The sequence below is a fragment of the Inquilinus sp. genome (assembly GCF_057815775.1).
This window is the reverse complement of the sequence record NZ_JBYRFX010000428.1, coordinates 1-12,802: the sequence shown is the minus strand read 5'-3', so window position 1 is coordinate 12,802 and position 12,802 is coordinate 1. Positions and strand designations below refer to the sequence as shown.

Sequence of the window (12,802 nt, the reverse complement as noted above, 5' to 3'; positions counted from 1 at the left end):
TGCCGTCGATGATATCGAGCTGGCGTCGGATCTCAGCATCGTGGCTCGCCTCGAGGCGCCGCTCCCGCTGGATGCGCGTCCGGGCCGCGGCGGCGCCGACGATCAGGGTGAACTCGCCGTCCTTCTGCTTGTTCAGGTCATCGACGCTGATCCGCTCGCGCTCTTCCATCCGGCTGGTGCGCGACAGCTCAGGTGCGCCGATGTCGCCCGGGTTGTATTCCGCATCCTGGATCACCTGGACCTGGGCGCGGCCGCCGGCGCCGGCGAGCTTGCGATAGGTCTCGGAATCGTAACCGCTGGTCGTGCGTCCCGCCTATTTGATGTTGGCATTGCCCCAGGTCCGCTCGCCTTCCACCTTGTCGGAGGCGAGCAGGTCATCATAGGTCTGCACGCCGAAGAGCAGTGAAACCAGGAAGACGCGGGCCTGGGCGAAGGCCTTCGCGAAGCCCCGCACCAGATAGTAGCCGTACTCGTCCAGAATGATGAAGAACGGCGTGCGCGCGTTCTCGGCGGCGGCTTCGATGATCTGCCGCCGGGACCCTTCCATCGGCGTGTCGAGGAACTGGGCCAGCGCCCCCTTGATGGCTGCGACCGCTAGGCGACCGAGCATCTCGGACCCCTTTTCGTTGCGCTCGAGGGACGGCAGCAGCACCACCAGCAGCCGGCGGTTCAGGATGACGTCGCGGAAGTCGACCTCGCCGATCTCGTCATTGTAGATCTCGCGATACCCGAAGGTCAGGGTGGCGATCGCCGGCACCAGTTGGGATTCGAGATAGCCATGCTGGTTGAGCGCTTCCTCGCGCTTGGTCACCGGCCCGTCCGCCGGCGGATCGGCCTCTCGGCCGCTCGCCGCGCGGGGATAGGTGATCTCGGCCTCACCGTTCGGGCCTGGGCCAGGCCCACGCCAGGACCGCTTGAATGCGATCCAGACCACCGGATCGATCTCGGGGAGCATGTGCGGCACACGCGGCCGCGTCTCTGTGTAAGCGGGGAGGCTGTTTAGCGAGAATTCGATCAGCCCGAAATAGTGCGCCTTCATCTTGGCGAAGAGCGCAGCGAACCCGCTGTCCCGGACGAAGCGGCCGTTGATCGTTTCGTTTCGCAGGTCGACCAGGTTGCCGCGGATATCCACGAACACGCCGAAATGCACCAAGTTCTCCAGCCTGGCCAGGTTGACGAACCGGGCGAACAGCTCGGGATTGGAGATGACCAGGCCCTCCTTGGTGAGAAGGGCGAGGCTCAGCGTCACGCCCTGAACGAAGGAGATGGCACGCTCTTGCCAGGATCCGTCCCCGGACCCGGTGTCGGCCAGCAGGCCGGCCAGCAGCTCCGATTTCATGTCCGAGGATCCGACGGCGACCGGATTGAAGGTGTGCGAGGTCTTGATGTCGTCGACCACGTCGCGGTCGCGGCCGCCCTTGATGAAATTCATCACCAGGAAATCCTCGTCCCGGCCCATGGCCCGAGCGATCCGGAACAGAGAATCCCGTGTCTTGTGGTGGGCTTTGCCGTCAATCAGAATCGCGCCGGAGCCCAGCATCAGGGCATTGTGGACGAAGCCAAAGAGGGCCTCGCTCTTGCCGGATCCGGTGGTGCCGATCATGCCACCATGGGTGGTCATGTCCTTGCCGCTGGCCCAGACCTCCCGCCCCGAATTGAATTCCCGGCCGATGTAAATCTCGCCGTCACCGGCTTTGCCGGTGGTCCGATCCAGGAACTCGCGGCCACCGGCGCCGATCCAGGCCGGCACCCGGAACGGCATATCCCACAACCGGCGACGGTAGAAACCGCGGCGATAGTAGCCGAGATAGAGCGGGATTGCGCAGAACAGCAGGATCAGCTCGGGCACGCCCGGCAGCCAACAGAACACCAGGCTCACGCCCGTCAGCAGGGCGAACATCTTGAACGTGCCGTCGGCGCTGTCCGTCAGGTCGGCCAGCTTGCGCGGGATGCTGCGAACGTCCTCGATCCGGCTCGCATGCCGGATTTCCTGATGGCGCTCGATCCCTTCGTAGTGGGTCTTCGGGTTCGCCATGACCTACTCCCGTTCCGACCAGGCGGCGATCCGCCGGGCGCGCCGAGACGCGCTGAACCCCATGACGGCGAACATGCCGGTGAAGGCCAGCCCGGCTGCGATCTGCAGTGGATCCCCGCCGGCGACGATGAGGATGACGGTGCCGGCACCGGTCACGCCGACACAGGCCACGCCGAGCATCACAGTGCGGCGCAGCTCCGACAGGAGCCGGCTGGGCTCCCGGCCGTCGAGCACCGGTGGGTCGGGCTGGTGCGCCACTGTCTTGGTGCTGTGCCACGCCGCGCGCAGAAGCTCTCCGGCTTCCCCTGGCTTCCGGATCGGGCTGAGGAAGCGAAACATCCCGCCGATGCTCATGGCGAATTCGGCCCGTCAAGCATCTGGCAGATATTCTCGAAGCCGATCTTCAGCCCAAGGGTGTTGCCCACGACATTCCCCGCATCGACAATGAAAAAGGACACTGTGCCGGCGATCAAGAACGTCGCCACCTCTTGTGTGACGTGACGCTTGAACCCGCTCGCCACCTGGTAGAGCAGCAGGAATCCTTTGAAGATCGCGTAAACGCCGATGAAGAAAAAGAACAGCACCACCACCGAGTTGATGCCCTCGCAGTAGGCGCTGACACCGCCACCCTGTTGGGGCGGGCGATACGAGAAGATCGTGGTCTCGCCCGTCCCGCCGAGGACGAAGGTGTTGCCCGATTTCCAGAGCAGGAACGGCATCGACACCATCGCGCCGCCGATCAGGAGCTTCCCGAGGGCGCCGAGCGGCGTCGTCTCACGTCGGCCCGGCGCGATGGCCATCGCGTAGAAGTCACCGATGCCGCGGCCGACGATCATCAGCCCGACGATGGCGATGAGGACAGTGACCAGCTTTGTCGCGAACGGAAATGCCGTCGCGAGGTTGATCAGCAGCGCGCTGATATCGGCCGTCATCGAACGACCCTCCTTGCAATGTGACGGATTCCTTGGCCGAGGATGACGGCGATCGTCCCGGATGCCAGCATGGCCCCCAGGCCGAGCCACCAGTCGGCGCCTCCGAGGTGCGGGTCCCCTGCGTTCAAAGCCAGGGACGAAACTATGAACAGGACGCCGCCGATCTGCAGTCCCAACGCGAGCGTGCTGCAGGCGCGCCAGAGGGTGACCATGGACGCCGCCGGCGCGCGCCGGGCCCGGGCAAAACCGACGATTCCCGCCAGCATCGCGGACGACGCGGTGGTCGACGCGACCGTGATCCAGACCTGCGGCCTGCCGGGGAACGCGGAACCCTGGATCGCGCTCCAGAACGAGACCTGCACCAAGGTCGGATAGCTCGCCATCACTGCCAGGCACACGGCGAAGCCGAGACCGCAGGCCTCGACGACACGCCGAACAGTGCGGAGAGAGGCAGCATCGGCCATCATTTCGGGTCGTCTCCGGTCTGCTTGCTTCTTTGGCGCGCCGCCCAAATAGCCTCGACCCGATCGACACGGGCCTTGATTGCGGCGACGCGGGCGTCGAGCTCCCGCATCTCGAGGCGATCGAGATCCTCGGGAGGAGGCGGTGCCTCATAGGGGCGCACGGCCGTCCGATCGGGAACGTAGGATGGGCCGGCGGCCATGGCGTTAGAGGGGCCGGTCAGCAGCAGGGCTGCAGCCATCAGCCCCAGGTGCGCATAGCGCCTCATCGACCAGCCTCCAGCTGGGTGCGGAGGCGGCGCAGGGCCTCCCCGGTCAGGTACTTCCTGGCTTCCTGACGAAGTGCCCTGAAGGCCTCCGTGAAGTGCGGCTCCGACAGGGGGCGAGCGGCCTGGCACTCGGCCAACCAATGGGCGTGCGCGCCGGCGGCGATCGGCGTACAGGCCGGCGCCCCGACGGTGCGGAGGAAGCACCAGAGCGGATAGTCGTTGAACCGAAGCCACCGGAACGATTCAGGCGGAAAGATCCCTGCGGTGCGTGTCTCGGTCAGGACCGTCGCCAGGCAACCGGAGAGATAGTGATTGCGCCGCAGTAGGGCGACCAGGCGCGCATGCGCGCCTCCGGGCGCGAGATGCTCGCCGAGCCAAGCCCGATCGTCCCGCGCGAGATCCGCGGCGCCGGCCACGTCGGCCAGGGTGACGACGGCGTCCGGCCGCAACTTCAAAGCGATCGCGATCCGACGCCGTTCGGCGTCGCGCTGCTCATCGGTGACGCCGTCGAGTCCGATGACGAGCCCCGGCCCGCGCTTGGCCTTCAGGGCGTTGAGCCGACGCCAGACGTCATCCATCCGATGGGCTACGGCTGCAACGGCAGTGCTGAAATCCTCGGCCGAGCCGTCGGCATCGCGCGCGGCAATGCGCTCCAGGCCGGTTCGGATCAGGATGGCCGCCGGCCAGGGCAGGGCGGCCACCGCTTCAGCGATGTCTCCGGTCCCGAGGAAGGGGTTGGGTTGGCCGAGAGCTTCGCACAGGACCTCGCCAACACGCTCGGTGCGCAGCAGGATATCGGGCCCGGCGTGCATTCCGGGAGCCGTGGTGCCGATCGGCGCGTCCAGCAGTTCTGCGGTCGACCCGGTGCGCTCAAGGAGCTCCAGGGCCTTCTCCGGCAGCCGGGCCGGCCCCTTGTCCAACGGCATCGAGGCGAGGTTGTAGTCGAGGAAGAATCGGTTCGCGGGGTGCCGGTGACTCTGGGCCTCCATCACCTGGCGCCAGCGCTTCGGCTTTCTCGAGGCGACCAGGCTGTTGATATGGTCCATGTTCACGCGGACCAAGGCGATCGCGGCGAACACGCCCGTCAGCACCGTGAAGATCAAGCCGAAGGGGAGCGACGCCGCGGCCATGTCCGACATGGTGGGGCGATACTTCCCGGCATCTGCGAAGACCTGGTCCCAGCCGCCGCTCCACAGGGACCAGGTCCCGATGCTTTCAATCATCCGGAGCCGGTGGAAGGCGCCGCCGATTACGTCGGGCCGGCTGAACCACAACATCGACAACAGGAAGTACACCATCCCGGCGAACACCAGGCCGAGCCCTTGGGGTGTTTGCAGGAACCCCTTCCGCCTCTTTTCCATCAGGATCTCCTTGCGGCGCCGCGGCGGCCGCCGGTCTTGCCCTTCGACCCTGCCATCAGCTTGTCGATCAGGCCCGAGGCCGTGAGCTTGTCGAGAACGGGCCAGCCCTTCGGCATGGCGAGCTGGCCCTTGTCGATCGCGACCTTCAGCACCGCGATCTGCTTCTCAGACGCGGGCTCTTCCGAGAGCCGCGCCTTCGCCTTCCGATCGGCGCGCTTCACAGCGGCATCGATCCATGTCGACAGGGCTCGGCGATCACCGAGCGTCGTCGGGTCGATCACCTCGCCGAGCTGGTCGGCGAGCTTGCGTGCGAGCTGAACCTGGGTATCCGACGGACCGGACCCGACATGGGCGTCGAGCCAGTCCCGGCAGGCGCCGAAGGAGGTGATGATGGCCTCCGGCAGCGCGATGCCCAGCTGCCGTGCAGCGGCCCGCGCCCGTTCGATCATCGCCGCGCTGGGTGCGCGCTGGATGGCGCAACCGCTGGCCGCGATCTCGTCCACCAGCTGCTGGTGCAGACGGGAGACGACCAGAAGGTACGAGGTCCGCCCCTCGGCAATCGCGTCGAGCTCGTTCTCCATCGCCCGGGTGAACCGAATATCGACGAACGCGAACCGGCCGCACAGAGCGTCAATCACCATGACGCCCTTCGGCGTCGGACGCAGCTGGCGCTTGCCATCGACGCTGACATATTCCCGCTGCGTGATGGTCTCCATGATCGCGGCGTAGGTGGCTGGTCGGCCGATCCCCTCGGCCTCCAGGGCCCTCACCAAGCTCGCTTCGGTGAAGCGAGGCGGTGGCTTGGTTTTCTTCTCGATCACCCGGCCGCCAGCGGCGCCGAGGATCTGGCCGGGCTGGAGCTCTGGAACAGGGTTCGACGCCTTCTCCCCGTCATCATCGACGTCCGCGTCCAGGTCGTCGTCTGCGGCGCCGGCGAGAGCTTCCCAGCCTGCGAACACACGCCGCCGGCCCGCAGCGTCGAAGCGGATCGCCGCCTGGTCGAGCGGCTCGGCCGCGAACAGCACGGCCTTGCGCACCATGTAGCGTGCGTCCGCCAGCTGGCTCGACATGGCGCGTTCCCAGATCAGGCGGTAAAGCCGCCACTCGGCGTCGGTTTCTCCAGCCTCGCCCACACCGAAATGTGTTGGCCGGACCGCCTCGTGCGCCTCCTGGGCGCCGTCCTTGGCCTTCCACCGCCGCGGCCGCGGGGCGGGATCGAGGCCCATGGTCCGTGCCTGGTCCCAGATCGCAGCGACGGCGTCGTCCGAGAGGTTGGGATTGTCCGTGCGGTGATAGGTGATGGCGCCCTGCTCATACAGGCGCTGCGCCGCCTCCATGACGGCCTTCGGCCGCAGCTTCAGCCGAGTCGAGGCCGCCTGCTGCAGGGTCGAGGTCGTGAACGGTGCCGGCGGCGCCGCCGGCTCCTCCTTTTCCGAGAAGGTCTCGACGCTGAAGCCGCGCAACCGGCAGACGCGCTCGGCGAAGCCACGGTCCATCCAGTAGTCCTGGCCCAGGGACAGGTGAGGTTTCAGGCGCCAGGTCGCCGTCCAGGTCGTATCGTCGCCATCGGCGAACGACACCTCGACCCCAAAATGCCGTGTGACCACGAATGTCTCGATCGCGCGCTCGCGCTCGACCACGAGGCGGACCGCCGGGCTCTGGACCCTGCCGGCGCTGAGGCCCGCACCACCCTGCCGCGATAGCTCCGGGCTCACCATCCAGCCAACGAGACGGTCCAGGACGCGCCGCGCCTCCTGTGCCGCGACGAGCTTCACATCGATCACGCGCGGATGCGCCATCGCCTCGCGGACCGCGAAGGCGCTGATCTCGTTGAACTTGACCCGCTTCGGCTTCGAAAGCCCGAGCGCCTGCTGCAGGTGCCAGGCGATGGCCTCGCCCTCACGGTCGGGGTCGGTCGCCAGATACACCTCATCGGCCCGGGCGACAGCCCGCTTCAGCCGCGCGACGACGTCCGCGCCGCGTTCCGTCGCGACATAGCGCGGCTGAAACCTCGGCGGCTCGACACCGATATCTCCCTTGGACGGCAGATCGCGAACATGCCCGACGCTGGCCATGACGTCATGGCCAGCGCCGAGGTAGTCGCGGATCTTCCCGACCTTGCCGGGACTTTCCACGATCACCAGTCGCATTCGACAGGCTCCGTTATGTGAACCTGTCAGTGCGGCCGATTGGTCGGCTTATGCTCCTGGTGGTGCTCGTTTCCCGGCGAGGGTAGGGGCGCCGGCGCCGGGCGAGGGGCTGGCGTGTGGTCGACCACGCGATCGATCACCATGTCGGTCGTGTAGACCTTTTCGCCATTCTTCTCGTAGGAGTTCTGACCGATCGTGCCGGACAGGGTCAGGCGGTCGCCGATCTGCGGATATTCCAAGGCGCTGCGGGTGTCAGCATCGAAGGCCTTGATCGTGTGATAGCGAGGCTCACCGTCACGTCCCTCCGACACCAGGCTGCCCATCGTGACCTTGTCGGTCGACTGCATGCCGCGGCGCAGTTCTCCGGTCACCGTGATATTGGCCTGGTGCGGCGTACTCGGATCGACGCGGTCCACCCGGTTGGCAATGACGTCGGTCCGGTAGGTCTCGCGACCCTCCTTCTCGAAGACATTCTCGCTGACGCGAGCATCGAGTGTGACGACCGCGCCCGCCTCAAGGCTCTGTGCCGCGCGGCGTGCGGCCGCGTCGAAGAGCATGACGCTGTTGTAGCGCGCGTGCCCGTCAGGCAATTCCGATTTGACAGTGACCGTGGTCAGTTTCTCGAATTCGTGGGTCCGGACCACCTCGCCGGTGATCGCGGCATAGGCGCCCGGGCGATAGCCTTCCTGGGCTGCAGATTGCGGCTTCATGTCTTCGAACCTTTCGATCTGAGTTGACGGATCGGTTCGAGAGGCACTCTCCATGGTCTTCTGGTTTGAGAAAGACGAAACAGTTGTAGGCGTCGATGCGGGCACAGGAGTTGGCCAGACCTCGCGCATGCGGGGAATCGCCAAGGCGCCCCATCGGACGAAATTCTCCGGCTCTCCCCGCATCATGGTGGAGATTCCTTCGTCAATATTAAGGCTGAGCTTGCTTAGCGCGTCGGGCTCTGTCCCAAGCGCGATATTTCTCCTCACATCCTCTGGTTGGGGCAGCAGCGATTGCAACCGGCCCAACGCTTGCTCCATCAGATCAAACGCCGGCCATTTGCCATCGTCGGCGAGTTCGGCCATGGACGACCTGACCATCTCTTCGATCTGCTGTAGAATGGGCTCGATAGATTGATCCGTCCCATCAGAGCGCCTTGCTGTTAAGAGGCCCTCTTCGTTCGCTGCGATCGGCGGCGACATCTGCTCGAACCTTTCGATCTGAATTGACGGATCGGTTCGAGAGGCACTCTCCAAGCGTCGTGGATTGTACATGGCTGAAAGGGTGCCGCCGCCCATCGGTGGCTCCCCGGCTGACATGCGGCTCGTGTGATCCGCACGCAGTTCCGGCGCCGGGCTCACCATATCGAGATAGCGGGCCAGGCTTTGCTCGACGGCGCCGAGCATGGTTTCGCGATAGAGCTCAGGCGTGGGGCCGCGCCGTGCCTCCAGCGCCTCGATGTAGTCGAGCCGATCGGCAGGTTCGATCACCGCCGGCGGATATCCGCCTCGCATCAGCACCAGGTTCATCAGCAGACGGCTGGTCCGACCATTGCCATCGCTGAAAGGGTGGATTTCGGCGAGGCGGGCGTGGGCCTCGATCGCCGTGTCCGGCGTCGGCGCCTGGGCCGCCAGCCAGGCCACCAGGTCGGCCATCAGCGGTGCGATTTCGCTCGGCGCGGGCAGGCGGATATCCGAGCCGGCGATCTGGCGCTGGTGCGGGCTGTATTGGCCTGGGTGCATGTCATCCACGCCGGCCATCACCAGCGCATGGATCTGCCGTATGTCACGTTCGGTCAGCGGCGCTCGGTTCGAGGCCAGCTCGCGGACATACCCGAGGGCTGCAACGTGATTGGTCACCTCGAGGTGCTCGCGCAGGGTCCGGCCCCGGCCGACGGTCAGACCCTTGTCGACAATGAGGGCCGTCTCCGCCCGCGTGAGCGTGTTCCCCTCGATGGCATTCGACGTGTAGGTCAGCTCGACCGTCTGCCAAGCTTCGACCGCCCTCAGCGCGCCCGGCGCGATGGGGCGCAGGGCGTCCAGCTCAGCCTTAAGCGTTGAGATCGCGGCTAGGGTCGGATCGACGTTGCCCGTCTGCCGCAGCGGAGCCCGTTTTGAGCCCGGCGGTGTCACCGTCGACAAGATGCTCGGAATCCGATCCAGCCAACTTGGATCCATCTTCATCTGGTCGAGGCAGTTGGCCAAATATCGGGGGTCGGCAATCGTGCGGAGCGCGTCATGGAACCCGCGCTCGACGCTGGTGCCGAATCGGGCGATGGTCCTATCCCAGACCCGCTCCGGAATGTCGCCCCAACTGTCGATCATCGCCGCGAGGTCGATGATGTCGCGACTGAGGACAGATTTGTCCAGGGCCCGATTGGCGTTGGCCAGCAGCTTGGTCGCGTACATGTCGTCGCGGGAGAGGGTCGGGACGCCGAGCTCCGGGCTGAACGCACCAGAAATCCCGAGCTCGCCCTCGGAGACGAATTCGATCCGGATCGGTTCGCCCTCGATCTCCAGGGCCGTCCGGATCGAATACCGGTCCATTCGGACGGCACGGAGCTGCTTGACCGGTTCGCGCAGGATCTCGCCCAACGTTTCGTTGGTGACAGCCTCGCGCAGGAGGCGATAGCCCTCCGTCGAGGACACGAGGAAATCGACGTCCCGGGACTCGCGGAATTCACCGAGGGACAGCGCGATCGCGGTCCCGCCCCCGAAATACGCTTCCGCCCGGGTCAGCAGGTCGACGTTCAGCGACCCGAGCAGCTTCGCAATGTGCCGGTGGTGCGGACGCTCAAACGTCGAGGAAGCCATGGCCCACCTCGCGTGCCAAGCGGTCGATCAGCGCCTTCTCGTCGTCACCGAGAGCCGCCTGGTCGACCATGTCCCAGTGCTTCTCGTAGAGGGCAAGCGCATCCTCTTCCGTGATCTCCCCGTCGGGACGCCGGCTCCAAGCGATGAATCGCAGCTGCGGATAGTCCGTCAGTCGCACCATCACGCCATTGTACTCCATATGGACCACCGGAGGGGTCGTCAGTTCGTAATGCAGTGTCATCGGGAACGGCGGAACAGCCCGGCGAACCGGTTCGCGAATGACGGCTCCGGCTCCGGTTTCGGTGCCTCGATCGGGAGCGGAGCTGGCCGGGCCATCAGCTCATGCTCCGCCACGTTGGAAATCGCGATGCTCACGCTGCGATATTCGACCAACTCGTCAGGGTCGTCGGGGTCAGGAGTGTTTCCGGGCGAAAGAAATTGGCGCTGCTGCTCCGAAATCACCCCAGCAAGCGTCACCAGATCACCGCTCTTCATCTCCGAGAGCAATTCTCCGATCGCAGGGTCCTTCGTAAACGCATTGTAATAGCGCTCGGAGCCCCCTGGATCCAGAGCAGCGACGGCAACACCGAACGCCTTGTTCTTGGCTTGCAGGCAATGGACCCGGCCGGTGAGGCGCACGTCGTTATGATGCATCTCCGCACGATCAACCAGCTCAATCGTTTCCGCGAAAATCGTGTCGCCATCCTGATGCGCCTCATGGTCATTTTCGAAGTCGCCAAGCCGTCCCGAAATTCTGACTGTCTGGTCGGCGAGCAATTTTGACGCGGCCGCTCGCCCATCATCACCGACGACGACCACATTGTTGTAGCCGTAGTGACCGTCTGGTCTCAGAGACGCGACCATGATCTCGGTCGACTTCGCGTATTCCTTGATGTCGGTGACGAGGCCCGTCACATCGACATGGGATCCAGGGGGGTGTTGCATCGTCCGTCCTCGCGACTGCGCGTTGGCTGAGCTAGTGGCTGTCAGCTATCAAGCCGGGAGGCGGGGGCCAGCCACTGCCGATGTGGACCTGGCCGTCGGCGCCGCGGATCGCGAATGCGGGCACGCCCTCGATTTCCTGCGGCCAGCCCCGGGCGAGGGTGAGGAAGCCGGCGGTGTTCTCGTCGGCCTTCGCCTGCAGCTCGGCCGTCATTGTCGCGGACACCGGTGCGTCGCCGAAGGCATTGAACAGGACATCCCTGCCGCCGGCGGCATTTCCCAGCACGGCGGCGACCTTGGAACTCCCTGGGTCCTCCTTGCCGAGCGCCGGCACAGGGAGCCACAGCAGGTCGAGGTTGCTGCCCGCCAGATCCTTCCAGGCGGCATGGCAGTACGGGCATCGCGGATCGAAGAACACAACGCCCGTTGGGTGGGTGCCGGGACCCGCTGAAGCTGGGCGGACGCCGGTCATGACGCTTCCGAGGGCGAGCATCTCGTCCGCCGTTGGCTTCGCACCGGTCGGCGCCACGGCCGGGACCGCCCGTGCGGGCTGGATCGGACTGGCCGCCTGCTGCGCCGGTACCGCCTGCGGCGGCGTGGATATGCCAGGCCAGCTCAGCGCCGGTGCGACCGGCACGCCCGCGGCGGCAAGCGAGGGGCCGTCGCCGCCGTCGTCTACCGGGGGGCGCGCCGAGGCTGCCTCGGCCGCCGGCGTCGGGGTGGCGATGGCCCTGGGGGCCATGCTGAGGATGCCGGGCCAAGAGTGAGTTGCGAGCGCGACGGCGGCCAGGACCGTCACAGCCCAAATGCTGGTCTGCGCCAGGCGGACGCCGTCACCGCGGCCCAGCCCCCGTGCGGGGCGGGCTTCCGCCGCCATTTCCAACTGCTGGGCCATTCGGCCGAGCCGCCGTGACTCACGCCGCAGATCCTGAATCGCGCGACCGGCTGAATGGTCTCTGCCGCGGCCCTGGGAATTCGTCATCGTCACAATCTCCAATCTGAAAGCCGGATCACGGGGCCGAACCGCTGCCGACACCGCGGCCGCGGAGCAGCTTGCCGATCGCGGCGCGGCCATCGCCGCCCACGCCGCGACCCATGCGCCCGGGGTTGATGGGCAGTGCCGTCGCGCCACGCCCGAGGGCGCCGGCGGGGTTGACGGGCATGACGACGTGGTCGGAGAGGTGGTCGCGTGCCAGGCTGCTGACGTAGCCGCCGATCAGGCCCATCACGCTGTCGCCCAGCCCCGATATGAACCGGCACGCCACCAGGACGACCGAGAAGCAGGCGATGCAGTAGAAGACCGACAGCACCCCGAAAAACACGATGCCGAAGAACCCGCCGTTCGGATTGGCGAACACGAAGATCGAGGCAAACACCTTGTCGACGAAGGGCGCGACGATCCGGATCGCAGCCATCATGACGACCAGGCCGGCGATGATGAGGAATGGCCGCAGCAGCAGGCCGAACAACGTCTTAGCGCCGGGCAGCGCGCTGTCGATCCAGGTGCCGCCGCGAGCCGGCGAGAAGAAGCTGATGAGCAGCACCGGCATCGAGAACATGCACTCGACCACCAGGGCCAGCCACCCGATGATCGCCCCGACGTAGTAGAGGATCGGGATGACCGGCAGCACCACCGTCAGGGCGATGCCGGCGATCCCGACGATCTCGATCATCCGCTCGAGGAAGCCATCCACGGTATCAACGGCGCCGCCGACGAAGGGCAGGTTGGCGCCGAGAGACGTCAGAAGCTCGGCGCTTGCCAGCGCGGACAGCACGCCGAACATGGCGCGTCCGAGGGATTCGTATTGCAGCATCGGGTCGGATGCCCGATTCCCCGACATGGTGTTGGTG

General features: G+C 66.1%; 13 protein-coding genes. All 13 read right to left on the bottom strand.

The features are described 5' to 3' along the window. Nucleotides 1–235, bottom strand: a 235-nt coding sequence (locus tag AC3XYG_RS15265) for a hypothetical protein (protein WP_489140695.1), incomplete at its 3' end; no start/stop codon positions are given. A gap of 78 nt (nucleotides 236–313) precedes the next feature. Continuing rightward, nucleotides 314–2,035 carry a type IV secretory system conjugative DNA transfer family protein gene (locus AC3XYG_RS15260; RefSeq protein WP_489140694.1) on the bottom strand — a complete coding sequence of 574 codons (1,722 nt, stop codon included), beginning with the start codon at nucleotides 2,033–2,035 and terminating at the stop codon, nucleotides 314–316. Between the two features lie 3 nt (nucleotides 2,036–2,038). Further along, nucleotides 2,039–2,374, bottom strand: coding sequence for a hypothetical protein (locus AC3XYG_RS15255; protein ID WP_489140693.1), 336 nt, complete (start codon nucleotides 2,372–2,374; stop codon nucleotides 2,039–2,041). 11 nt (nucleotides 2,375–2,385) lie between these two features. Further along, nucleotides 2,386–2,967, bottom strand: a complete 582-nt coding sequence (locus AC3XYG_RS15250; protein WP_489140692.1) for a hypothetical protein — start codon at nucleotides 2,965–2,967, stop codon at nucleotides 2,386–2,388. Beyond that, on the bottom strand, nucleotides 2,964–3,434 hold the full coding sequence (locus AC3XYG_RS15245) for a hypothetical protein (RefSeq protein ID WP_489140691.1): 471 nt from the start codon (nucleotides 3,432–3,434) through the stop codon (nucleotides 2,964–2,966). The genes AC3XYG_RS15250 and AC3XYG_RS15245 overlap by 4 nt, the downstream gene beginning before the upstream one ends. Beyond that, a complete protein-coding gene (locus tag AC3XYG_RS15240; RefSeq protein WP_489140690.1) occupies nucleotides 3,431–3,697 on the bottom strand; it encodes a DUF1192 family protein in 267 nt (88 codons plus the stop codon). Before AC3XYG_RS15240 ends, AC3XYG_RS15245 begins: the two co-directional genes overlap by 4 nt. Next, the gene (locus AC3XYG_RS15235; RefSeq protein WP_489140689.1) at nucleotides 3,694–5,058 is read right to left on the bottom strand and encodes a secretion/conjugation apparatus DotM-related subunit; all 1,365 of its coding nucleotides are present in this window, start codon (nucleotides 5,056–5,058) and stop codon (nucleotides 3,694–3,696) included. Before AC3XYG_RS15235 ends, AC3XYG_RS15240 begins: the two co-directional genes overlap by 4 nt. Beyond that, nucleotides 5,058–7,208, bottom strand: a complete 2,151-nt coding sequence (gene topA, locus AC3XYG_RS15230) for a type I DNA topoisomerase (protein ID WP_489140688.1) — start codon at nucleotides 7,206–7,208, stop codon at nucleotides 5,058–5,060. Before topA ends, AC3XYG_RS15235 begins: the two co-directional genes overlap by 1 nt. 26 nt (nucleotides 7,209–7,234) lie before the next feature. Then, nucleotides 7,235–10,009, bottom strand: a complete 2,775-nt coding sequence (locus tag AC3XYG_RS15225; protein ID WP_489140687.1) for a nucleotidyl transferase AbiEii/AbiGii toxin family protein — start codon at nucleotides 10,007–10,009, stop codon at nucleotides 7,235–7,237. Then, nucleotides 9,990–10,250: a hypothetical protein gene (locus tag AC3XYG_RS15220; protein ID WP_489140686.1), complete on the bottom strand. Its 261-nt coding sequence runs from the start codon at nucleotides 10,248–10,250 to the stop codon at nucleotides 9,990–9,992. The genes AC3XYG_RS15225 and AC3XYG_RS15220 overlap by 20 nt, the downstream gene beginning before the upstream one ends. Continuing rightward, nucleotides 10,247–10,954: a hypothetical protein gene (locus AC3XYG_RS15215; RefSeq protein WP_489140685.1), complete on the bottom strand. Its 708-nt coding sequence runs from the start codon at nucleotides 10,952–10,954 to the stop codon at nucleotides 10,247–10,249. The genes AC3XYG_RS15220 and AC3XYG_RS15215 overlap by 4 nt, the downstream gene beginning before the upstream one ends. A gap of 31 nt (nucleotides 10,955–10,985) precedes the next feature. Next, entirely contained in the window at nucleotides 10,986–11,933 is a 948-nt protein-coding gene (locus AC3XYG_RS15210; RefSeq protein WP_489140684.1) for a thioredoxin domain-containing protein, read from the bottom strand. A gap of 28 nt (nucleotides 11,934–11,961) precedes the next feature. After that, nucleotides 11,962–12,802, bottom strand: an 841-nt coding sequence (locus AC3XYG_RS15205) for a hypothetical protein (protein ID WP_489140683.1), incomplete at its 5' end; no start/stop codon positions are given.